Origin of the sequence: Streptomyces sp. NPDC048417, from assembly GCF_040651615.1 — a bacterium.
In the GTDB taxonomy this organism is placed as follows: Bacteria; Actinomycetota; Actinomycetes; order Streptomycetales; family Streptomycetaceae; genus Streptomyces.
The window spans coordinates 219,998-242,736 of record NZ_JBEZKI010000018.1; the positions used below are offsets into that span (position 1 = coordinate 219,998).

Annotated in this window: 18 protein-coding genes; 10 read left to right on the plus strand and 8 right to left on the minus strand. The window is 71.6% G+C overall.

Annotated features, from left to right (window positions below):
- The 4 genes from AB0D59_RS28150 to AB0D59_RS28165 form a co-directional block, all read right to left on the minus strand.
- A complete protein-coding gene (locus tag AB0D59_RS28150) occupies window positions 1-1,854 on the minus strand; it encodes a peroxidase family protein (RefSeq protein WP_362570868.1) in 1,854 nt (617 codons plus the stop codon).
- Window positions 1,851-3,782 (minus strand): GMC oxidoreductase, encoded by a 1,932-nt coding sequence (locus AB0D59_RS28155; RefSeq protein ID WP_362570871.1) that lies wholly within the window; start codon window positions 3,780-3,782, stop codon window positions 1,851-1,853. Before AB0D59_RS28155 ends, AB0D59_RS28150 begins: the two co-directional genes overlap by 4 nt.
- Entirely contained in the window at window positions 3,779-4,186 is a 408-nt protein-coding gene (locus tag AB0D59_RS28160) for a hypothetical protein (RefSeq protein ID WP_362570874.1), read from the minus strand. The genes AB0D59_RS28155 and AB0D59_RS28160 overlap by 4 nt, the downstream gene beginning before the upstream one ends.
- A 341-nt stretch (window positions 4,187-4,527) precedes the next feature.
- Window positions 4,528-6,402: a DNA/RNA non-specific endonuclease gene (locus AB0D59_RS28165; protein WP_362570877.1), complete on the minus strand. Its 1,875-nt coding sequence runs from the start codon at window positions 6,400-6,402 to the stop codon at window positions 4,528-4,530.
- Window positions 6,403-7,423: 1,021 nt separating this feature from the next.
- Here AB0D59_RS28165 and AB0D59_RS28170 point away from each other — a divergent pair.
- From AB0D59_RS28170 to AB0D59_RS28195, 6 genes are all read left to right on the plus strand, one after another.
- The gene (locus tag AB0D59_RS28170) at window positions 7,424-8,257 is read left to right on the plus strand and encodes a M55 family metallopeptidase (protein ID WP_362570880.1); all 834 of its coding nucleotides are present in this window, start codon (window positions 7,424-7,426) and stop codon (window positions 8,255-8,257) included.
- Entirely contained in the window at window positions 8,250-9,554 is a 1,305-nt protein-coding gene (locus AB0D59_RS28175) for a M20/M25/M40 family metallo-hydrolase (protein ID WP_362570883.1), read from the plus strand. The genes AB0D59_RS28170 and AB0D59_RS28175 overlap by 8 nt, the downstream gene beginning before the upstream one ends.
- Window positions 9,551-11,536, plus strand: coding sequence for an LpqB family beta-propeller domain-containing protein (locus AB0D59_RS28180; protein ID WP_362570941.1), 1,986 nt, complete (start codon window positions 9,551-9,553; stop codon window positions 11,534-11,536). The genes AB0D59_RS28175 and AB0D59_RS28180 overlap by 4 nt, the downstream gene beginning before the upstream one ends.
- On the plus strand, window positions 11,533-12,456 hold the full coding sequence (locus AB0D59_RS28185) for an LD-carboxypeptidase (protein WP_362570886.1): 924 nt from the start codon (window positions 11,533-11,535) through the stop codon (window positions 12,454-12,456). Before AB0D59_RS28180 ends, AB0D59_RS28185 begins: the two co-directional genes overlap by 4 nt.
- A 118-nt stretch (window positions 12,457-12,574) precedes the next feature.
- Window positions 12,575-13,129 carry a GNAT family protein gene (locus AB0D59_RS28190; protein ID WP_362570887.1) on the plus strand — a complete coding sequence of 185 codons (555 nt, stop codon included), beginning with the start codon at window positions 12,575-12,577 and terminating at the stop codon, window positions 13,127-13,129.
- A 75-nt stretch (window positions 13,130-13,204) separates the two neighbouring features.
- On the plus strand, window positions 13,205-15,190 hold the full coding sequence (locus tag AB0D59_RS28195; protein ID WP_362570890.1) for a DUF5107 domain-containing protein: 1,986 nt from the start codon (window positions 13,205-13,207) through the stop codon (window positions 15,188-15,190).
- Here AB0D59_RS28195 and AB0D59_RS28200 read toward each other — a convergent pair whose 3' ends face one another.
- Window positions 15,191-15,541, minus strand: coding sequence for a VOC family protein (locus tag AB0D59_RS28200; RefSeq protein WP_362570892.1), 351 nt, complete (start codon window positions 15,539-15,541; stop codon window positions 15,191-15,193).
- A gap of 87 nt (window positions 15,542-15,628) precedes the next feature.
- Here AB0D59_RS28200 and AB0D59_RS28205 point away from each other — a divergent pair, with 87 nt between their 5' ends.
- The 3 genes from AB0D59_RS28205 (at window position 15,629) to AB0D59_RS28215 (ending at window position 19,179) form a co-directional block, all read left to right on the plus strand.
- Window positions 15,629-16,090, plus strand: coding sequence for a phage holin family protein (locus AB0D59_RS28205; protein ID WP_362570895.1), 462 nt, complete (start codon window positions 15,629-15,631; stop codon window positions 16,088-16,090).
- Window positions 16,091-16,493: 403 nt separating this feature from the next.
- Window positions 16,494-18,341: a transketolase gene (locus AB0D59_RS28210; protein ID WP_362570898.1), complete on the plus strand. Its 1,848-nt coding sequence runs from the start codon at window positions 16,494-16,496 to the stop codon at window positions 18,339-18,341.
- 64 nt (window positions 18,342-18,405) lie between these two features.
- The gene (locus AB0D59_RS28215) at window positions 18,406-19,179 is read left to right on the plus strand and encodes a GvpL/GvpF family gas vesicle protein (RefSeq protein WP_362570901.1); all 774 of its coding nucleotides are present in this window, start codon (window positions 18,406-18,408) and stop codon (window positions 19,177-19,179) included.
- A 64-nt stretch (window positions 19,180-19,243) separates the two neighbouring features.
- Here AB0D59_RS28215 and AB0D59_RS28220 read toward each other — a convergent pair whose 3' ends face one another.
- The 3 genes from AB0D59_RS28220 to AB0D59_RS28230 all read right to left on the minus strand — a co-directional run bounded on the left by AB0D59_RS28220 (window position 19,244) and on the right by AB0D59_RS28230 (window position 21,888).
- The gene (locus AB0D59_RS28220; RefSeq protein WP_351730305.1) at window positions 19,244-19,414 is read right to left on the minus strand and encodes a hydrophobic protein; all 171 of its coding nucleotides are present in this window, start codon (window positions 19,412-19,414) and stop codon (window positions 19,244-19,246) included.
- Between the two features lie 48 nt (window positions 19,415-19,462).
- Complete coding sequence (locus AB0D59_RS28225) at window positions 19,463-20,278, minus strand: class I SAM-dependent methyltransferase (protein ID WP_362570905.1); 816 nt, start codon at window positions 20,276-20,278, stop codon at window positions 19,463-19,465.
- A gap of 125 nt (window positions 20,279-20,403) precedes the next feature.
- Window positions 20,404-21,888, minus strand: coding sequence for a phosphatase PAP2 family protein (locus AB0D59_RS28230; protein WP_362570907.1), 1,485 nt, complete (start codon window positions 21,886-21,888; stop codon window positions 20,404-20,406).
- Window positions 21,889-21,959: 71 nt separating this feature from the next.
- Between AB0D59_RS28230 and AB0D59_RS28235 the strand changes: the two genes are divergently transcribed.
- A complete protein-coding gene (locus tag AB0D59_RS28235) occupies window positions 21,960-22,619 on the plus strand; it encodes a histidine phosphatase family protein (RefSeq protein WP_362570909.1) in 660 nt (219 codons plus the stop codon).
- The last annotated feature ends 120 nt before the right edge of the window (window positions 22,620-22,739 follow it).

Below are 22,739 nucleotides of genomic sequence, written 5' to 3' on the forward strand. Positions count from 1 at the left end.
TCAGGTCACCGTCCTTCCGGCGGTGTGCCACGGCACGAAGGCGTTCGTCAGCCCGGTGAGGGCCGTGCGCAGCTCCGGGTGATGGCGCAGCAGCACCGTGATCATGCTGTTGTCGTCGATCCAGGCCATACCGGCCTTGGAGTACACCTCGGGGGTGTAGTACTCGGTGAAGAAGCGGTCGCTGTTCAGCCGGCGGGAGGCCATCAGGATGAAGATGCGGAACGCCGTGTCGCTGAAGGCGAATCCGGCCGGCAGCTTCTCCGCGTACAGCCCGACCGTGAGGTCGACCTTCTCGATGTCGCCGTCGTAGAGCCACTGGATCTGCTCGGCCCACGCGCGGTTCTCCGTCAGCTCCAGGAAGTTCGCCGCGGGCTTCAGCCGCAGCAGCCGCCGGAACTGGTTGTAACGGGGGACACCGAATTCCCGGGAGCGCAGGATGTCGGTGGCGGCGAGGTCCTGTAGCTGCCCGTCGGGGCGCTCGAACTCCTGCAGGAACCTGGGGAAGTTGTGCAGGGTGACCAGTCCGGGGTGGAGCGTGCCGAAGCTGTAGAGCAGATCGGCCATCTCGGTGGTCTCCAGGACCTTCAGCGCCCCGGGGCCCGAGATGTCGCGGAGGGTGCAGTTGCGCAGGCTCGTGTCGTCGGCGGCGGAGCGCAGATGCCACTCGTCGCGGATGAGCGGGTGCATGCGGTAGACGGCCACGAACTCCTCGGTGAGGGAGTACGGGACGCCGTAGTGGTCCGTCTCGCCGCCGGGGATGCCGCTGACGACCTCGCTGTCGCCGATCCGGCCGAAGAGGTCGTGGACGCGCTCGCCCGCGATGCCCCACCAGTTGGCGCGCAGTGCCTTGACGGTGGTGGGGTGGCTGATCACGGCCGGTGTCCACTCCACGGTGTGGATCTTGGCGAGGAGCGCGGCGTTGACGAGCCGGGCGCGCTGGAAGAGTTCCTCGTCGTTCCAGGACGGGTACGCGCCGTGCAGGTGATCGCAGATCGCGTTGTGCTCACGGGCGAACAGGTCGTGCATCATGGCGAGGCCCAGCCAGAAGCCGGGGACGTGCGAGGGGTCCTGGGAGGGGTCCGAGGGGACCGGGGACTGCTCGTCGTCCCACAGGTGCAGCTTGCCCAGCTCACCGGTGCGCATCAGGCGCTGCTCGGTCTCGTTCTTCCCGTAGATCTGCGACGCGTCCCACCAGTGGGAGGACACGTTGACGCGGGTGTCGGGTGTTCCGGCCGGTGCCCGCGGGTCGCGGGTCGGGTCGTCCGGTGTCCGCATGATCCGCATGGGGTGTTCCGGCCACGGGTCGTCGTCCATGAGGGGTACTTCCCAGGGCCGTTCCGTGGGGCTGGTCCCGTGGCTGAACCAGTCGCGGACCATGAACTGAAGCCAGGCGGCGACCAGCGAGTTGACCGATTCGGCGGGGATGAGCTCGTCGCGGGTGAACACGGTGCGGCTGACCTCGCGCGGGTTCGGCGTGGACAGTACGTCCTCGGGTCTGGCCGGTGCGATCCGGTCCAGCGGGATGTTCCGGCCGAAGCGGGTGCCCGCCATGCCCATGCGAGGCTCGGCGAGGTCGTTGTGGCTGCCGTCGGCGGTCCGGTTGACCTTGTGGGTCTCGGAGGGGGGCGCGGGATCGGGCAGATTGACGGAGGGCAGTCGGCCCGTGTCGTGGAGGTTCTTCTGCCGAAGCCTGATGCGCAGTCCGAGGAGCGTCAGCAGGCCCGGAAGGACGGGCAGTCTGTCCCAGCCGATGCGCCGGTCCACGTATTGGGCACCGGCGGTGATGATCCGCCAGGGCAGTGACGTACGGTATCCGGCTGCGGAACCTCGTGCGGCGCGTCGTTGTCTGCTCATCGCGATACTCCTTGGGCGGTGGCTTTTTGGGCGGTCGCGAGGATGACGTCGCTCGCCTTCTCGCTGATCATGTAGATGGGGGCGGCGACGAAGAATCCGGGAATGCGGGGGAAGACCGAGGCGTCGACGATCCGCAGGCGGTCCACTCCGCGCACCCGGAACTCGCTGTCGACGACGGCCGAAGGGTCGTCCGCCCGTCCCATCCGGCAGGTGCAGGACGCGTGGTGGCCCCAGGCCTCGTCCTGCACGAAACGGCGAACGCCGTCGTGGCCGTCGACGTCCTCGCCGGGCCACAACTCCTCCAGAATCACGGAGCCGGCTCGGCGGTTCATCCGGCGCACGAACTCGACGGCACCGGCCATGGCTTCGAGATCCACGGCGTCCTTGTCCGTGCCCTCGCCGAAGTAGTGGAAGTTCACCAGCGGGGTGTCACAGGGGTCGGTGGAGCGCAGCCGCACCCGGCCCCCGGTGTTGTGGGTGCGGCTCTTGAGGACGGCCCAGGTGAAACGGTCCTTGTGGAGTGTCAGGTCGAGCGAGTAGCCGGGCCGGTAGCCCCGGAAGTCGAAAGGGCCGCCGAAGATGAACAGGTCGGGTGCGTCCAGCTCCGGACGGGACTTGCGGGTGACACCGACGACGGCGCCGTTGGTCGTGTAAAGACCTTCGCCGCGCTGCCAGGACCGGTAGCAGCGGTCCGGTTCGGTCCCGGGTCGCGGCGCGTGGAAGTAGCAGTCCTTGAGGACCGGGAACTCGCGGTCCATCCGGCTGACCACGCCGACCTCGTACCGGTCCTGGAGATTCGCGCCCACACCCTGGAGGTCGACCCGTACGGGGATGTCGTGCCGTCGCAGCTCCTCACGCGGTCCGATGCCCGAAAGCATGAGCAGTTGGGGTGTGTTGAAGGCACCCGCGGCCAGGATCACCTCATGGGAGGCGAGGACCCTGCGCAGGCCCGGCGGCCCGGCGTCCGGCCGGCTCGCGGGGTCGGCCCGGTAGGCGTGCGCGCCGTCCAGATAGTCGACTCCGGCCGCGGCTCCGTTCCCGTCCAGTACGATCCGGGCCGCCAGCGCGTTCGTCCGGACCACCAGGTCGTCCGGACGGCTTCGCTGTACGGCCTGGACCCGCTCGCGAACGGCGCTGCGCCGTCCGTTCGCCGTGGAGAGGGGGATCTGCCACAGCCCTTGCAGGGCGTGCGTCTGCGCCCGCCAGTCGTTGGGGTCGACGAAGGAGCCGAACCCCTCCAGCGGGGACAGCGGCCGGTCGAGGAAGTCGGCCAGCGCGTCCTCCGCGGCCGAGACGATGACCTTCAGCAACTGCTTGTCCTGGACAGCCAGTTCGGGATCGGCGAGGGCGGTCGGCAGCCAGCCGTCGAAACCGTGGCGTGCTTCGTCGCGGTAGCGAGCGCGCGTGAAGGGCAGGACCTTCAGCAGCGCGGCCAGCAGCGGATTGGCAGGTGGCTCCTTGGGCCTCGGCCGGTAGGTGCAGCGTTCCAGCCGCTCGAAATACCGGCGCATGGCCGTGCTGTGCCACGTCGCGTCGCCGGTCTCCTCCGCGATCGCGTCCCAGTCGCGGTTGTACGGATAGACGGTGATCAGCGCGTGATGCGCGGTGCAGCCGCCGACCGTTCCGGCACGCGGGTAGAGGATGCCCCGGTCCGGGACGAGCTTGCTGTCGCGCTGTTGCTGCTGCTCGTCGGCATAGTGTCGGACGAAGTAGTTCCAGCACTGGACGGGGTCCTCGGAGGCGTCCGCGTGGAAGGCGGGCACCAGGTAGTTGTCGTTCTCCGGGGCGCCGCCCGCGTCGAGCAGCAGGGTGCGCATGCCCGCGGCGGCGAGGTTGGCTGCCAGCGGTCCGCCGCCCGCTCCGGCGCCGACGACGATGTAGTCGAAACCCGTCTCGGCCGGGGAATCGGCACCGGGTCCGCCCGTCACTTCCGCTTCCCCTTGCCCGAGTTGGCGAGCGAAGTGGCGGCCAGGAACGTGTTGGCGGCCGAGATGAGCGTGGTCAGTGCCGCGGTACGCGGGGGAAGCCGACCGCTCAGGCCCAGCGTGGCCGCCGTCGCGGTGTCACTGCCGTGGATCAGGACGCCGTCGCGCAGGTCCTCCCGCAGCCGCTCGTCGCGGTTGGTCAGCAGATCGAGGCCGAGCAGGATCGTACGGATCCCGAACAGCCGGAAGGCGTACACGGCCACCGGGCTGGGCGGCTCACGATCGGGGTCGAGGCGCCGGATGAGCAGGTCGGGTGCGAGCAGCCCGGTGACTCCGTTGAAGAGCCGGATGCCGGCGAGTGCGTAGACCGAGACAGCGCGGGGCCCGGCTTTTTGGGTGGCCATCATGTCTCCTGACGGTGCTGTGAGTCTGGCGGTGACGGGAACCACCGCAGACCCCTCCGACGAGGGAGAAGACCACCCCTAAACGCTCCAATTATTACATTATGGTCTTTTCGGCTCCCTTGCACCTTGAGTCCCAAGGCTTCCCAGGACACCTGTCCGGGCCCGGAGAACTACCCGCCCAAGGACTTCTGCGTGCAAGGGAGCCCGGACTTCCACCGCGACCGGCGCGTCAACGGCCCTGAGGTCAATCGCCGGGCCTGGCGGTCGGTGGCGATCCAAAACCGTGAGGAACCGGCGTGTCTCACGCGCTGTGGCTTGACGAGACACGCCGGCGGGCCGCCCGGTCAGTCCCAGTGGATGTCGGCCAGGTCATCCAATGGCCTTCGCTCGGCCACCGCCTCCGGCACGAGCAGGTGGTCGCCCTTGTGAAGGGCGGTGGGGAAGCGGATGTGGGCTCGTTCCTCGATCTCGTCGAGGGTGACCTGGAAGACGCGGAACTCGTCGAGGTCCAGGGCTTCGAGCTGGTCCAGGTTCTGCGTGAGCAAGAACGCCTTGGCCTTCAGCTCACCTCGCTCGACGAAGGCGATGACCTTCCAGAACTCACGGGGGATCTTCACGTCCCGGTAGACGCGGTCGTCGTCCTGGAGGACCGGCCCACCGAAGACGCTCACCTTGAGGTCGTCGACGTCGACGTCGGCGAAGACGGCGTCCTCCAGCTCGCCCCACAGGCCGTTCTTGGCGCTCTGGTTGAAGTCGTCCATCTGCGGGGTGATGTTGGTGTAGAAGAACGAGTCGGTGTTCGCCTTCTGTGCCTCGGGCATGCTGCCCCAGATCAGGTCCGCACGGCGCGCTATGTGGCCGCGGTCGAGCCGGTTGGCCTCGTACAGCTCGTTCCCGACCTGCGTGTTCGAGGGTAGCCGCGGGTCCTTGACGAAGGGTATGCCGGTCCGGCTGAGCCTCTTGAGGGTCCCGCCGTCGATGTTCCAGCCCACCCAGAAGGGGAAGTGCCGCTTCTTGCTGAGCGTCAGCGAGTAGTGCGTGTACGGGATGACCTCGGAGCCACTGAGGCGTATGGCGTCCCCGCTGATCTCTGCGGTCAGCTGAGGTATGTCGATCTGCTCGCTGAGGAAGTCCGGGTTGTAGCCCCGCAGGGGCTGCACCTCCTCGGGAGAGGGCTGCTGCAGGGCGATGTCGAGCTTCTCGAAGACGGAGCTGGAAAGGCAGGCCAGCGCGTGGTCGTCGGGGTCGCCGGCGCTTTCGCCGCCGAAGTGCAGTCCAGCGATGACTTTGCTCGGCCGGCCGTTCTGCTTGAACAGCCAGGCCGCACCCGAGTCGCCGCCGCTGCTGATCTGCTGGTCTGCCGCCGGGTGCTCGTTGTCGGGCCCGATCTCGAAGCAGCCGATGGTTTTCTCACCGACGTCGCCACCGTAGTCGATCTTGGCCATCGTGTGGATGCGGCGGACGATCCCGTGGGTGACGCCCGTCGTCCGCCCGCTCTTGACGACCTTGTCTCCCAGAGCCGCCTCGCCCAACTCCTGGGGTGCCACGTCAAGTCCCAAGATCCTGGGATCGAAGGTCCGCCCCTCTTCGATGGTGGTCACGGCGCAGTCGCCGGCCGGGCCGAGGTGGGACCGCCTCAGGACGCCGAGGTGGTTGCGGGAGATCTCGTTGTCGTCGAACCGGCCGGGTTGGACGACTTCCTCGCCCAGCTGACCGTCCGGGCCTTGCAGTACATGCCAGTTGCTGAGCACGTACGGGGTGCCGTCAGTCCTGTCGAACACGATGCAGCCGATGGTGCCGGCCGTGACCGTCACGCCACCGACACTGGCCCCCGGGGCGACGGGGTTGAGGCGGGTCTTTCGTTCGGGCTTCTCGACCTCCGCGACCACGCGGAAGTGGGCCTGGTAGCTGCGCTGGATGATGTCGGTCGGCACCTCCACCCCGTCCACCGTGACGGTCTCCGGTATCCGGGTCGTGCCCAGCGCCTCCAGTGCTTCCGGCTCGACCTTCTGCTTGACCGTGAACTGCAGCGCAATCTGTTTCCCTCGGGTGCCGTTCTTGAGCTTGTGACCGATCCCGACGGACGACACGTTGGGGTCTGCGAGCAGGTCCGGACCGCGCGTGCGGATGTACTGCTTCAAGGACTCGATCAGCTTGTCCTGGGAGGACGCCGATTTCCTCGGCGCCGACCCAGTGCGGGTCTTGTTGTTGGTGGGCATGAAAGGGAGACGTCCCTTCGCGGAGGGGGGAAGAACGGCTCGCGCAATGCACCGCGGACCAGTCAGAGCGGGTGCGGTGTCGCTGCGAGTGTCCGCTGGCCACCACTTATCGAAACAGGAACAAAAGTCATATGACTCGATATGGTGAGCCGAAAGGGGTACGGCCTTGAGGTCCCTCGTAAGCAGGTCCTCGGGGGATCGGGGTGAACGGCGGGGCGTCGTGGTTACGAACCGCCTGCAACTAGTGCCGCTTCAGGCAACGTTCGCCTCTTGGGACGTCGAGTGGTGGTCGGCCGGAGGCCCACACCCGGTCGTGGGCGAGGGCCTGCTGGCGGTCGGTACCCACGTAGGGTGCTCGGGTGTTCCATCGGCTTGAGGCCAGCGCGTGGCCACCGGGCCCCGATGGGCTGCCCAGTTGCAGTTCAGACTCTGTCAACCCGAGTGGCCCGGGTGCCAGCGCTGCTGCTGTCACCACATCGAACTGCCGAACACCCCCGCGTCGGCGTGGACCCGGCCTCTTCCACGCTGCTGCTGGAACCCGAGGATGGACCACCCCCCCCGCTGGCGCGAAGGCGCACTGGTCGGCACGGCTCTGGACGCCGCGGGTGTTTCGTGGACGGTGCCGCCTTTCGAGCGGACCCGTTGTCACAGCCAGGCCGATTCCTCGCGAGGCACAGGGGAACGGCCGGGAGCTGCCACGGGGTGCGCTTTGCTCGGCTTGGACGAGGCAAGTGCTTGGAAGGCACCTGCTCTACCTCTCATGCTGGGCGTCTGACCTGTGCTCTTGCTGTGCCTGGCGGCGGGTTGGGTGTCCTGGGGAACGCATGTGGGTCCCAGGTCCGTGGTCTGCGCGGTGCTGAGGTCCGGCAGCGGGCTCAACCTCCTCTCCGCCTTGTAGGAAGTTCCCTCGCCGACGCGTAACGTGAAGCAGCATGAAGATCCCCCTCACTGGTGCATGCTGTCGGAAACTGTTGTCACCAGCCGGACAACAAGCCTCTGACCTGCGAGGGGGCGGGCCCGCATGAAGATCCTCATCAGCGCCGACATGGAGGGCGCCACCGGGGTGACCTGGCCCGGCGACGTACTGCCCGGAACGCCGCAGTGGGAGCGGTGCCGGTCGATGTTCACCTCGGACGTCAACGCCGCCGTCCTCGGCTTCCTCGACGGCGGTGCCGACGAGGTCCTCATCAACGAGGCCCACTGGAGCATGCGCAACCTGCTCCTGGAGCAGCTCGACGAACGCGCCGAGATGATCACCGGCCGCCACAAGACCCTCTCCATGGTCGAGGGCGTCCAGCACGGCGACGTCGACGGCATCGCCTTCGTCGGCTACCACACCGGCGCCGGCATGGAGGGCGTCCTCGCCCACACCTACCTCGCCAACTCCATCACCGGCGTCTGGCTCAACGACGTCCGCGCCAGCGAGGGCCTGCTCAACGCCCATGTCGTCGCCGAGTACGGGGTCCCGGTCGTCCTCGTCACCGGCGACGACCTGGCCTGCGAGGACGCCCTCGGCTATGCCCCCGAGGCGCTCAAGGTCGCCGTCAAGGACCACGTGTCGAGGTACGCGGCCGTCTGCCGTACCCCGGCCAGGACCGCCGCCGACATCCGCGCCGCCGCGAAGGACGCGGCCGGGCTCGCGGTGCGGCACGAACCCGTGACCGGCGGGCCGTTCACCGTCGCCCTGGAGTTCGACGCCGAGCACCTCGCCCTCTCCGCCACCGTGGTCCCGGGCGTGGAGCGGACCGGCGAGCGGAAGGTGGCGTACACCGAGGGGACCATGTACGACGGCATCCGCACCTTCAAGGCGGTCACCACGATCGTCTCGGCCGCCGTGGAGGAGCAGTATGGCTGACGAGCGGGCGCTGGACGAGGTGGTCAGGTTCACCTCCGAGCTGATCCGGATCGACACCAGCAACTTCGGCGGCGGCGACTGCCGGGAGCGGCCCGCCGCCGAGTACGCGGCCGAGCGGCTGGCGGGAGCGGGTCTGGAGCCGATCCTCCTGGAGCGGACGGAGGGCCGCACCAACGTCGTCGCCCGCATCGAGGGCACCGACCCGTCGGCCGACGCGCTCCTCGTCCACGGGCACCTCGACGTGGTGCCCGCGCAGGCCGCCGACTGGAGCGTCGCCCCCTTCTCCGGGGAGATCCGCGACGGGGTCGTGTGGGGCCGGGGCGCCGTCGACATGAAGAACATGGACGCGATGATCCTGGCCGTGGTGCGGGCCTGGGCCCGGGAGGGGGTACGGCCGCGCCGGGACATCGTCGTCGCGTTCACCGCCGACGAGGAGGCCAGCGCCGAGGACGGCTCGGGCTTCCTCGCCGGCCGGCACCCCGAGCTGTTCGAGGGCTGCACCGAGGGCGTCAGCGAGTCGGGCGCCTTCACCTTCCACGACGGCACCGGGCGGCAGCTCTACCCCATCGCGGCGGGCGAGCGCGGCACCGGCTGGCTGAAGCTCACCGCGCGCGGCCGGGCCGGACACGGCTCCAAGGTCAACAAGGAGAACGCGGTCACCCGGCTCGCCGCCGCCGTCACCCGCATCGGCGAGCACACCTGGCCGCTCCGCCTCACCCCGACGGTCACCGCCGCCCTCACCGAACTGGCCGCCCTCTACGGCATCGAGCCCGACCTCACCGAGGTCGACCTGCTCCTCGACAAGCTCGGCCCGGCCGCCAAACTTGTCGAGGCCACCGTCCGCAACAGCGCCAACCCGACCATGCTGAACGCCGGTTACAAGGTCAACGTCATTCCCGGCGAGGCCGTCGCCTTCGTCGACGGACGCCATCTGTACGGCGCCGAGGACGAGTTCCGCGCCACGCTGGACCGGCTCACCGGGCCCGACGTCGACTGGGAGTTCCACCACCGCGAGGTCGCCCTCCAGGCGCCGCTCGACTCACCCACGTACGCCCGGATGCGCGCCGCCGTGGAGGAGTTCGCGCCCGAGGGGCATGTGGTGCCGTACTGCATGTCGGGCGGCACCGATGCCAAGCAGTTCTCCCGGCTCGGCATCACCGGCTACGGTTTCACACCGCTCCGGCTGCCGGAGGGCTACGACTACCAGGCCATGTTCCACGGCGTCGACGAACGCGTCCCCGTCGAGGCCCTGCACTTCGGCGTCCGGGTCCTGGACCGCTTCCTGCGCACGGCATAGGAGACATCGTGGAGACGAAGCCGTACGGCTCCTGGTCCTCGCCCATCGACGCGGCCCTGGCCGCCGCGCACGACGGCAGCCCCGAGTGGGTGGGGTTCGTCGGCGGCGAGACCTGGTGGACCGAACCCCGCCCGCGGGAGGGCGGGCGCCGGACCCTGGTGCGGGGCAGCACCAGGGAGTCCGTGCTGCCCGCGCCGTGGAACGTCCGCAGCCGGGTCATCGAGTACGGCGGACAGCCCTGGGCCGGTGCCGTGCCCGCCGCCGGCGGCGAACCGCTGCTGGTCTTCGTCCACTTCGACGACCAGCGGCTGTACCGGTACGAGCCGGGCGCCGAGCCCCGCCCGCTGACCCCGCCCGGACTCCGCTGGGCCGAACCGCGGTTGCTGCTCGAACGGGGTGAGGTCTGGTGCGTCCTTGAGGAGTTCACCGGGGACGGCCCCGGCGACGTGCGGCGGGTGCTCGCCGCCGTACCGCTGGACGGCTCGGCCGCCGAGGACCGGGCCGCCGTACGCGAACTCGCCGACGACCGGCACCGGTTCGTGACCGGGCCGCGGCTCTCGCACGACGGGCGGCGGGCCGCCTGGCTCGCCTGGGACCACCCGCGGATGCCGTGGGACGGCACGGAGCTGCTGGTCGGCGAGGTCGGTGACGACGGTGTGCTGCACGGGATCCGCACGGTCGCGGGCGGGCCCGAGGAGTCCATCGCCCAGGTCGAATGGACGAAGGACGACCGCCTCCTGTACGCGAGCGACCGCAGCGGCTGGTGGAACCTCTACCGCGACGGCACCCCTTCCCCACCCTCCGGGCGGGGGGACCCCCGTCTCGCTTCGCTCGCCCCGCGCGAGGAGGAGTTCGCCGGGCCGCTCTGGAGGCTCGGCCAGCGCTGGTTCGCCCCGCTGGACAACGGGCTGATCGCCGTCGTCCACGGCCGGGGGTCGACCGCACTCGGGATACTCGACCCGGAGTCCGGTGAACTCGTCGACGCCGCCGGACACTGGACCGAGTTCGCCCCCACCCTCGCGGCGCACGGCACCCGCGTCGTCGCGGTCGGCGCCGGCCCGCGCACCGCGGGTGAGGTGATCGAACTCGACACCGCGAGCGGCCGCGCCCGGGTCGTCGGCGCCCCCCACCGCGACCCGGTCGACCCCGCCTACTACCCCGAGCCGCGGGTCCGTACCTTCACCGGCCCGGCCGGCCGCGAGGTGCACGCCCACATCTACCCGCCCCACCACCCCGGCCACACCGCCCCCGACGGCGAGCTGCCGCCGTACGTCGTCTGGGCACACGGCGGCCCCACCAGCAGGGCGCCCCTCGTCCTCGACCTGGCGATCGGCTACTTCACCTCCCGGGGCATCGGGGTCGCCGAGGTCAACTACGGTGGCTCCACCGGGTACGGGCGGGAGTACCGCAACCGGCTGCGCGAGCAGTGGGGCGTGGTCGACGTCGAGGACTGCGCGGCCGTCGCCCTCGCCCTCGCCGAGGAGGGCACCGCCGACCGCGCCCGGCTCGCGATCCGGGGCGGCAGCGCCGGCGGCTGGACCGCCGCCGCCTCGCTGACCAGCACCGACGTCTACGCCTGCGGCACCATCGCCTACCCCGTCCTCGACCTCACCACCTGGGGCTCGGGGGAGACCCACGACTTCGAGTCCCAGTACCTGGAGTCGCTGATCGGACCGCTGGCCGAGGTGCCCGAGCGATATGTGGAACGCTCGCCCAGCGAGCACGCCGACCGGCTCGCCGCGCCCTTCCTGCTGCTCCAGGGCCTGGACGACGTGATCTGCCCGCCCGTGCAGTGCGAACGCTTCCTAGCCAACCTCGACGGACGGCGCGTGCCGCACGCCTACCTCACCTTCGCGGGCGAGGGCCACGGCTTCCGCCGTGCCGAGACCATGGTCCGCGCCCTGGAGGCCGAACTCGCTCTGTATGCACAGGTGTTCGGGCTGAACGTGCCCGGCATCCCCGAGTTGGAGCTGGTGAAGTGACCGAGCTGGTACGGCCGTCGAGACTCGCCCCCGGAGCACGGGTGGCCGTGGTGGCGCCGAGCGGGCCGGTGGTGGAGGAGCGGCTCCAAGCGGGCCTCGACATCCTGCGCGGCTGGGATCTCGACCCGGTGGTGGCACCCCATGTGCTCGCCAGGGACGGGGAGTTGGGCTACCTCGCGGGATCCGACGCCGACCGGGCCGCCGACCTCCAGCGGGCCTGGTGCGACCCGACGGTGTCCGCCGTGCTCTGCGCGCGCGGCGGCTACGGCGCCCAGCGCCTGGTCGACCTGCTGGACTGGGAGGCGATGCGGGCGGCCGGCCCGAAGGCCTTCGTCGGCTTCAGCGACGGGACCGTGCTGCACGAGGCGTTCGCGACCCGGCTCGGTCTCGCCACCCTGTACGGGCCGGTGGCCGCGGGCGTCGACTTCGCCAAGAGCACCGAGGCACAGGAGCACCTGCGGGCCACCCTGTTCGCCCCGGAGACGGTCCGCACGATCACCGGCCGGGGCGGCGCGCTGGTGCCCGGCCGGGCCCGGGGCGTCACGGTGGGCGGCTGCCTGCGCCTGCTGGCGACCGGCATCGGCACCCCGCACACCCACCCCGGCGCGCGCGGCGGGCTGCTCCTGCTGGAAGACGTGGGCGAACAGCCCTACAGCCTCGACCGGAGCATCACGCAACTGCTCCGGTCCGGCTGGCTCGACGGTGTCGCCGGGATCCTGCTCGGGTCCTGGGACTGCTGCGGGCCGTACGAGGGCGTGCGGGCGGTGCTCGCCGACCGGCTCGGCGGGCTCGGGGTACCGGTGGTGGAGGAGTTCGGCTTCGGGCACTGCGAGTCGGCCCTGACGATCCCGCTCGGCGTCGCGGCGGAGCTGGACGCCGACGCGGGCGCGCTCACCCTGCTGGAACCGGCGCTGCGCTGAGGCCGTACGGCCGGCGGCGCTCGCGCGCGGGTCGACGCCACGCGGACGCCGGTGCGGGGCGGGGACCGCGGGGCCTGCTTCACGAAACGCCGTAGCCGGCTTTGCGTAGGGTGGTCGAATGCCGCACACCGCTTCCCGCTATCTCGCCGAGGGCCCTCGCGTGGGCATCCGCCACTTCAGCTACGAGGACGGCGCCGAGTTCATCGCCCGGGCCCGGGAGAGCAAGGACCTCCACCAGCCCTGGCTGTTCCCGCCCACCACGGACGCGGCCTACGCCGGCTACGCGGGCCGGCTGATCGAGGACCGCAGCAAGGCCGGGTTCCTGGTCTGCGAGAAGGACAGCGGGGAGCACGGTGGGGCGATCGCCGGGTTCATCAACATCAACAACATCGTCGAGGGCGGCTTCCAGTGCGGCGCCCTCGGGTACGGGGTGTTCGCGCACGCGGCCGGGCGCGGGCTGATGCGGGAGGCCATGGGGCTGGTCGTGGACCACGCCTTCGGGCCGATGCGGCTGCACCGGCTGGAGATCAACGTCCAGCCCGGCAACGCCGCGTCCATCGCGCTCGCGCGCGGCGCCGGGTTCCGCCTCGAGGGCTTCTCGCCGAACATGATCTACATCGACGGGGCCTGGCGGGACCACGAGCGGTGGGCGATCACGGCGGAGATGCGCTGATCCCGGGGACGGGCCCGGCCTTTGCGCAATCCTGACCGGCAGCTCCCCTGGTCAGCTCATCCCGCGCCGGGTTCCATGGCGATCGTGACGAGGATCCGACGTGAGGTACTGACCCTGCCCGCAGCGGAGCTGGGCCCGGACAACCCGCTGCCCCCGCTCCGGCCCCTCGACGATGGGGGCACCGCCGACGCCCTTCAGGCAGTGGGGGATCACCGTGTCGACGAGCGCGACCGGGACGAACTGCCCGCCGGCATGGCCCGGCAGCTCGGCCACGAGCCGCTCCGCAGCCTCCTCCCGGTACGGATCCGCGACGGCTACGGCGGAACCCGCGAGCCCCGCGCCGTCGACGCGCTCGTGATCGAGAACGACCGGCTGCGCGCCACCGTCCTGCCCGGCCTCGGCGGCCGCGTCGCCTCCCTCGTCCACCTGCCCACCGGCCGTGAACTCCTCTACCGCAACCCGGTCTTCCAGCCCGCCAACCTCGCCCTCAACGGTGCCTGGTACGCCGGCGGCATCGAATGGAACATCGGTGCCACCGGCCACACCACCCTCTCCTGCGCCCCGCTGCACGCGGCCCGCGTCCCGGCCCCCGACGGCGGCGAGATGCTCCGGCTGTGGGAGTGGGAGCGGCTGCGTGACCTGCCCTTCCAGGTCGACCTGTGGCTGCCGGACGGCTCCGACTTCCTGTACGTGGGCGTTCGTGTCCGCAATCCGCACGAACGCCCGGTGCCGCTCTACTGGTGGTCCAACACGGCCGTACCCGAGGACCGCCGGGTCGTGGTGCCGGCCGCGGACGCCTGGGAGTTCGGGCCCGAACGCCGGCTGCGCCGGGTGCCCGTTCCGCCGCACGACACCCAACACTCCTACGCCACCGACTACTTCTACGACATACCGGACGGCAAACGCCGCTGGATCGCCGCGCTGGACGCGGCCGGGCACGGGCTGGTGCAGACCTCGACCGACGAACTGCGCGGCCGGAAGCTGTTCGTGTGGGGCTCGGGTCCCGGTGGCCGGCGCTGGCAGGAATGGCTCGGTGGACCCGGCACCGGCGGCTACCGCGAGATCCAGGCCGGGCTCGCCCGCACCCAGCTGGAGCACGTCCGGCTGGAGGCGGAGAGCGGGGTCTCCTGGCTGGAGGCGTACGGGCCGCTGCCCGCGTCGCCGGGGAAGTCGCCGCAGACGGCGGCGGAGACGGCACCGGAGACGGTCGAGGAGCGGCTGGCGGCCGCCCTGCCCCGCACCGCGCTCGATGCCGCGTACGCGGCGTGGCAGCCGTACGCCGACACCGCACCCGGCGAGATCCTCGCCACCGGCTCCGGCTGGGGCGCCCTCGAAGTCCTGCGCACGGACTGGAAGCTGCCCGGCACGCCGTTCGCCGAGTCGACGCTGGGCGAGGAGCAGGCGCCCTGGGTGGAACTGCTGCACACCGGCACGCTGCCCGAACCCCGCCGCGTCCGGCCGCCGGGACCCACCCTGGTCGCCCCGGTCTGGCGGGACATGCTGGAGACGGCCCCCGCGAACCCGCACACCGAGTACCACCTCGGCGTCGCCCAGTGGCACGCCGGCGACCGCGCCCAGGCCGTCCGGAGCTGGGAGCGGGCCCTCCAGCTCGCGCCGTCCCTGTGGCCGTCGCTGCGCTGTCTCGCCGTCGCCGACCAGGAGTACGGGCACCACGAGCGGGCCGCCGAGCGGTACGCCGACGCCTTCGACGACCTGTGCCGGGAGCGGCGCGACGACGGTGAGGCCTGGACGGCGGCCGCCGCCGCGCTGGGCCGCGAGGCCCTTCAAGCGCTGCTGCGGGTACGGCGGGTCGTGGACGCCCGCACCGTCTGGGAGGCACTGCCGCCGGCCACCAGGGAGCGCGGCCGGTTCCGACTCCTGGCGGCCGAGTTGCTGCTCGCGGAGGGGCGGCGGGAAGCGGCCCGGGCCGTGTTCGAGGACGGCTTCGAGGTCGCCGACCTGCGGGAAGGTGACGATGCCGTAGGCGAGTTGTGGGCGCGGCTCGGTGACGAGCCGCTGCCCGGTCGGTACGACTTCCGGATGCGGCCGCGGAACCCCTGATCAGGCCGGGTGCTGATCGACGTACTCGAACAACGAGCCGTCCGGGTGCATCGCGAGCAGGTTGCGGCCGGCGGGGGTGGGCACCGGCCCCGCGAGGATGTGGGCGCCGAGGTCGTCCAGCAACCGATGGGCCGCGTCGACGTCCTGCACCGCGATCGTCGCGGTCACCTTGCGCAGCACCTCCAGCTCCGCCTCCGGGCCGCTCATCAGAAGGAAGGAGCCGACCGCGGCGACCTGGACGCCCCCGCGTTCGAAACGGAGGGCTCTGCCGCCGGAGAGGCGTTCGTAGAACGGGATCGCGGCTTCGAGGTCGTCGACGCAGATGCGCAGAGAGGCGCCCAGAATCTCCATGCGACGAGCCTAGTTGGCCCCGGACGGGAAGACGCCACCTACGGTGATCTCCTGTTACGGCTTTTCGCGTCCGGGTACCCGGGCCGCATGGAACATCGGGATCATCTCGAACATCTGGACAAGGACCTCGTCGACGAACTGGCGCAGGTCGCACGCGAGACCGTACGGGATGAGCTGCGCGAGCAGGCCCGGAAACGGCGACGGGCCGCCCTGCTGTACGGCGCCTCCGGCGCGGTCGCCCTGTACGCCGGGGCGGCGGTGGCGGCGGCCATGGGCCTGGCGCTGGCGATCGTGCTGCCGGGGTGGGCGGCGGCCCTGGTCACCGCGGTGATCCTGGGCGGGGTCGCCGGTCTGCTGAGGGAGGCCGGCCGGCCCGGGAGGCCGCACGATCCCCACCGGGTCGTCGGCGGGACGGCGCCCGTGGGGCCGCCAGGTGCGCCGGGGCCGGCGTATCCGCCCATGCCGTCGCAGCCGCCGGTCCCGCCCATCACCCCGGTCACGCCCCTGACGCCCGACGCCGGCCAGGAGGCGCCGCACCATCGGGCCTGAGACGGGCACCCGCCGTGCCGGCGGCTGCCCGTGCGGGTGCGGCCGGTCGCGCGGTTCCGCGCTCCGGGGGCGGGGCGTCTTCGGCGGGCGGCGTTTGGCCGGCCCGCCTACGGTTACGTGGGAAGCCTCGGAACCAAGACGCATGCCCGGAGGCGCACCGTGAGTCGTCGACCCCGGACCGTGACCGTCGGCGCCGGTTTCGCCGGGTGTCGCGCGGCCCGCACCCTTGCGCGGCTGGCCCGGCACCGTGCCGACGCCACTCCGCCTGACCCCACCGACCACTTTCCGTGTCCGCTGTCGTCGAACTTCGCACCGCCCTGGCCTGGGCCGCTGGACACGGACTCGCCGGCAACTGCCTGAAGGCCCCCGGAACCGCTACGGACACTCCCTGCGAAGGAGTCTCATGAACACCGCCGAACTCGTCGAACTCGCCCAGCAGTTGCGCGTGGACAGCGTGCGGGCGGCGGCCGCGGCCGAGTCCGGGCATCCGACCTCGTCGATGTCCGCCGCCGATCTGATGGCCGTCCTGCTCGCCCGCCATCTGCGCTACGACTTCGACCGGCCCGCCCACCCCGGCAACGACCGTCTCATCCTCTCCAAGGGCCACGCCTCGCCCCTGCTGTACGCCGCCTACAAGGCGGCCGGCGCCATCGACGACGCCGAACTGCTCACCTTCCGCAAGCTCGGCTCCCATCTGGAGGGGCACCCCACCCCGCGCCGGCTGCCCTGGGTCGAGGTCGCCACCGGCTCCCTCGGCCAGGGCCTGCCGGTCGGCGTCGGCATCGCGCTGTCCGGGAAGCGGCTGGAGCACGGCCGGTACCGGACCTGGGTGGTGTGCGGGGACAGCGAGCTGGCCGAGGGCTCCGTGTGGGAGGCCGCCGAACAGGCCGGGTACGAGCATCTCGACAACCTCACGGCGATCGTCGACGTCAACCGGCTCGGCCAGCGCGGCCCCACCCGGCACGGCCACGACCTGGACGCCTACGCCCGCCGCTTCCAGGCCTTCGGCTGGCACACCGTGCAGATCGACGGCCATGACGTGGACGCCGTCGACCGCGCCTGCGCCGAGGCCGCGAGCACCGCGGGCCAGCCCACCGTGATTCTCGCCCGTACCCGCAAGGGCCGGGGCGTCGCCGCCGTCGAGGACCGCGAGGGCATGCACGGCAAGCCGCTGCCGGACCCCGAGGAGGCCGTCGCCGAACTGGGCGGCATCCGGGACCTCCGCGTCCATGTGAAGGAGCCTCCGGCGGCCCGCGCCCTGCACTCCGTGCCCACCGGCGCGCTCGAACTCCCGCGCTACGACAAGGGGGACGAGGTCCCCACCCGTGACGCCTTCGGCAAGGCGCTGGTCGCGCTCGGTACCGCCCGCGCCGACGTCGTCGCGCTGGACGGCGAGGTCGGCGACTCCACCCGTACCGAGCTCTTCGGCAAGGAACACCCCGACCGCTACTTCGAGTTCTACATCGCGGAACAGCAACTCGTCGCGGGCGCGGTCGGGATGGCCACGCGCGGCTGGGTGCCGTACGCCGTCACCTTCGCCGCCTTCCTCAGCCGGGCCCACGACTTCCTCCGCATGGCCTCGATCAGCGGCAGCGGGATCAACCTGGTCGGCTCGCACGCCGGTGTCGCGATCGGGCAGGACGGGCCCTCCCAGATGGGCCTGGAGGATCTGGCGATGTTCCGCTCCCTGTACGGCTCGACCGTGCTGTACCCCTGCGACGCCAACCAGACCGCCAAGCTCGTCGCGGCCATGGCCGGGCTGGACGGCATCCGCTATCTGCGCACCTCGCGCGGTGCGAGCCCGGTGATCTACGGGCCGGACGAGGAGTTCCCGGTGGGCGGAGCCAAGGTGCTGCGCTCCTCCGACGCTGACCGGCTGACCGTGGTCGCCGCCGGCGTCACCCTGCACGAGGCGCTGAAGGCCGCCGACGCGCTCGCCGAGGACGGCATCCGGATCCGGGTGGTCGACCTGTACTCCGTCAAGCCCGTCGACCGGGGGACCCTGTACCGGGCCGCCGACGAGACCGGCTGCCTGCTCACCGTCGAGGACCATCACGAGGAGGGCGGGCTCGGCGACGCGGTCGCCGAGGCGTTCGCCGACGGCCGGCCGGTACCGCGCCTGGTGCGGCTCGCCGTGCGGACCATGCCTGGCTCGGCCGCGCCCGACCAGCAACTGCACGCGGCGGGCATCGACGCCGAGGCGATCGCGGCGGCCGGCCGCCTGCTGGTCGAGGAGGCGATCGTGCGATGACCGGCGGCGCCGAGGCGGTGGTGGCGCCGGCGGCCCGACGCGGACCACGACGCGAGGAGGGACCATGACCGGACATGCCGGACTGCGGTACGTGTACGCCGTCTGCCGCCCCTTCGAGGCGGCCCTGCAGTCCCAGCTCACCGGCGTGGCCGGTGCCCCGCCCGGGCTGCTCAGGCACCATGGTCTGGTAGCCGTCGTGAGCACGGTCCCGGAGGGTGACTTCGCCGAGGCGCCCCTGCGGGAGCACCTGGCCGACCGGGACTGGCTGGCCGCGACCGCCCGCGCCCATCAGGGCGTGGTCGACGCGCTCACCACGGTCACTACCCCGCTGCCGTTGCGGCCGGGCACGGTCTTCCGGGACGACAGCGGCGTACGGATCATGATGGAGGCCTGCGAGGCCGACTTCCGGTACGCCCTCGACCGGCTCGACGGCAGGGTCGAGTGGGGCGTCACGCTCTACGCCGACCCTGACCGGCGCGAGACGGATCCGGCATCCGCCGGGAAATTCGCCCGTGCCCTGCACGAGCGGCTTTCCCGGCACGCCGAGGATTTCCGGCTGCACCCTCCGCGGAGCGCGGTGCCGGCCGGAGTTCCGGAGAAGAATCTGCTCGACGCCGCCTATCTGGTGGCGCGTGCGAATTGCGAGGAATTCGTGGAATTGGTGGACCGCACGAAGGGCGAGGTGCCGGGAATACGCGTGGAACTCAGCGGACCCTGGGCGGCCTATTCGTTCTACTCGTTCACCGGCGACCTCGCCCTGCACGAGCGCCGCGATCCGTCGGACCTCTCCGCACGGCCCGGCTCCGGGACCGCGACGGGCAGCGGCCCGAGGTCCTGAATCCGGACCTCGGGCCGCTGGGGCCGCTGTTGCCGCGCGAGTGAATCGGCCACCGGAGGTGGCCTCACCACCTGTACCAGCGGCCCCTGCCGCCGGTGCCTGTCGTCCCGCGTACCAGGAATCCGAGAAGCCACAGCACGAGCACGACGAGCGCGATCCACCAGAGCAGTTTCACCGCGAATCCGGCACCGAAAAGTATCAGCACCAGAAGCAGTACCAGCAGAATGGGAACCATAGTCTGACCTCCTGGCGATCCGTGTTTCCCGAATTCCGCGGATCAGACTCACTTACGGCAGAGAATTTCTCCGTGCAGGACGGCGAACCAGCCGTCGTCCTGTGCCGCCCACTCCCGCCAGGCCTCCGCGATCGCCCGCAGTTGCGCGGTGGTCGCGTGACCGCCCTCCGTGGCCCGCTCGGCATACGACGAGGCGACCGTGCGGTCCGCCCACAGCCCGCCCCACCACGCCCGCTCCTCGGCCGTGCTGTACGTCCAGGTGCCGGAGGTGGCGGTGACGTCGGTCAGTCCCGCGGCCAGCGCCCAGGACTTCAGCCGCCGCCCGGCGTCCGGCTCGCCCCCGTTGGCCCTGGCCACCCGCCGGTACAGCCCCAGCCAGTCGTCCAGGCCCGGCACTGACGGGTACCAGGTCATCGCCGCGTAGTCCGAGTCCCGTACGGCGATGAACCCGCCGGGCTTGGTGACCCGGCGCATCTCACGCAGCGCCTGCACCGGATCGCCCACGTGCTGGAGCACCTGGTGGGCGTGGACCACGCAGAAGGTGTCGTCCGGGTAGTCCAGCGCGTGCACGTCGGCGACCGTGAAGTCCACGTTCGTCAGCCCGCGCCCGGCGGCGGTCTCCCGGGCCTGCTCCAGGATGCCCGGCGCGTGGTCGGCGCCGGTGACCCGGCCGTCGGGGACCAGTTCCGCCAGGTCGGCGGTGATCGTGCCGGGACCGCAGCCGATGTCCAGGATCCTCATGTGGGGCTTGAGCGAACCGAGCAGATAGGCCGCGGAGTTGGCGGCGGTGCGCCAGGTGTGGGAACGCAGCACCGACTCGTGGTGCCCGTGCGTGTAGACGGCGGTCTCCTGCGGTTTCGACATGGCCCAGCCCCTTCGCTTCACACCAGGCGGACGGGGCCGGACGACCCCGTCCCGCGGTATCCGCAACGCTACGCCCGCATGCCGAATGATGAGACCCGCGTTTTACGATGTGGACTGACGGTCCGTCAGTGCCGCCGGTAGACGGTCAGCGCCTCCGGCAGCTTGTCCACCGTCACCTCGCCCTTCACGTCGGTGACCTCACCGTCGTACGCGAGCGGGGTACCGGTCTTGAGGCCGGTGAGACGCAGCCGGCTGACCCGCACCTCCGCGTGCGCGGGGGAGCGGGTCAGCGGGCCCGCGAGGGCGGCGGTGAGCAGGTGCAGCGTGGGATGCCTGCCGCCGTGCACCACCCGTACGTCCAGTCGGCCGTCCGCCAGGTCGGTACGGCGGCCCGGCGTCAGGCCCATCCGGTGGTAGACGCAGTTGCCGACGAACAGCAGCCACAACGGGTGGGCCGAGCCGCCGAGTTCGACCTCCAGCGGATGCGTGTCGGTGCGCAGCACGCGCAGCGCCGCGAGCACCTCGGCGGGCCGGCCGCCGATGCGGTGCGCCCAGTGCTCCCGCTCGCGCACCAGCTCCGGGTACACCCCGAGGCTCAGCGTGTTGAGGAAGATGCCCTCCTGGCCGTCGCAGGCGAAGCGGCCGACGTCCACCCGGACCGCCTCGCCGTCGCGCACCGCACGGCCCAGGCCGCGGCCGTCCTCCACGCTCAGGTCGTAGGCGAAGTGGTTGAAGGTGCCGCCGGGCAGCACCGCGAGCGGCAGGCCGTGCCGCAGCGCGACCTGGGCGGCCGCGTTCACGGTGCCGTCGCCGCCGCACACCCCGAGCGCCTGCGCCCGTAGTGCCGCCTTCTCCAACTCGGCCCGCACCTCCTCCGGTTCGCACTCCACCAGTTCGGCCTTCGGCAACTCGTCGCGCAGCGCCCGAACCCGGTCGGAGCTGCCCGAGGCCTGGTTGGCGACCACCACCAGGCCCTCCCCGTCGGGCAGCGCCGGGGCCTGGGCGCGCGGCCGGGGCGGCGGCCCGATCTGGGCCCGGGTCGGCACCAGCCTGCGGACGGCGAACGCGGCGCCCACGCCCAGGGCCGCACCCGCGAGCACATCGCTCGGGAAGTGCACGCCCGTGTAGACGCGGGACATCGCGACGGAGAACGCCACCGGCGCCACCACCGCGCCCCACCCCGGGGACTCCAGGGCGACCCCGGCCGCGAACGCCGCCGCCGACGCGGCGTGACCGGAGGGGAACGAGGTGGTGATCGGCTGCCGCTTCAGATGCCGTACTGCCGGCACCGGGTCCAGGACCGGCCGGGGCCGGCGCACCGAGCGCTTGCCGAGGGTGTTGATGGTCAGGGAGGCAAGGCTGAGCGAGGCCAGGCCGCGGACGGCCGCGCGGCGGGCCCTGGGGGTACGGGACGCGGCCACCGCGGCCGCCGCCGCGAACCACAGCACGCCGTGGTTGGCGCTGCGGCTCAGCCGGGGGAGCACCGGCTCGGCGAACGGCCAGTTCCGCTCGGCGGCCACCTCGAACACCCTCAGGTCGAGAGCGAGCAGCCGGTCGCGCAGCGCGTGCCGGCCGGGCTTCAGGACGGTCAGGTCAACATCTGGGCTCATGCGGGTCCGGTTACCCTGAAGTGGCTGTTTCGTGCCGGTACCCGGTGCGGTCGAGTGAGAGGACCCTCTGGATGCGCCTGCTCCTCATACGTCATGGGCAGACCCCGACCAACGTCGACTTCCTGCTCGACACCGGCGTACCGGGCCCCGGTCTGACCGCGCTCGGCGAGCAGCAGGCGGCGGCCCTGCCCGCGGCCCTCGCCGACGAGGACATCGAGGTGCTCTACGTCTCGACGCTGACCCGCACCCAGCTCACCGCCGCGCCGCTGGCCGCCGCCCGCGGCCTCGTCCCGATCGTCCGCGACGGCATCCGCGAGGTCTCCGCCGGCGACCTGGAGCTGCTTCCCGGGCACTCCGAGCGGGGCCAGGAGTACATGCGGACCGTGTTCGCCTGGGCGGCCGGGGACACCGCGCCGCGCATGCCCGGCGGGGAGACCGGGGACGAGACGCTGGCCCGCTACGACGCGGTGATCGCCGAGGCCGCGGCGAGCGGCGCCCGGACGGTCGCCATGATCAGCCACGGCGCCGCGATCCGCCTGTGGACGGCGGCCCGCGCCGACAACGTCGACGTCCCCTTCGCCGCCGCCCGCCCCCTCGACAACACCGGCGTGGTCGTCCTGGAGGGCTCTTTGGCCGACGGCTGGAAGGCGGTGTCCTGGGAGGGCGCGATCGTGGAACCGGCGGGGGAGAGCGGGCCGACGGGGGAGCCGTTGGAGTCCGCCGCGGAGTGACTGTGTCGCAGGGGCCGACGTCTTCGGCCGCGGGTCCGGTGGGGGCTGGTCGCGCAGTTCCCCGCGCCCCTTCAGGGGCGCCGACACGGCAGATCGGAAGTGCACACGTCATAAAAACAT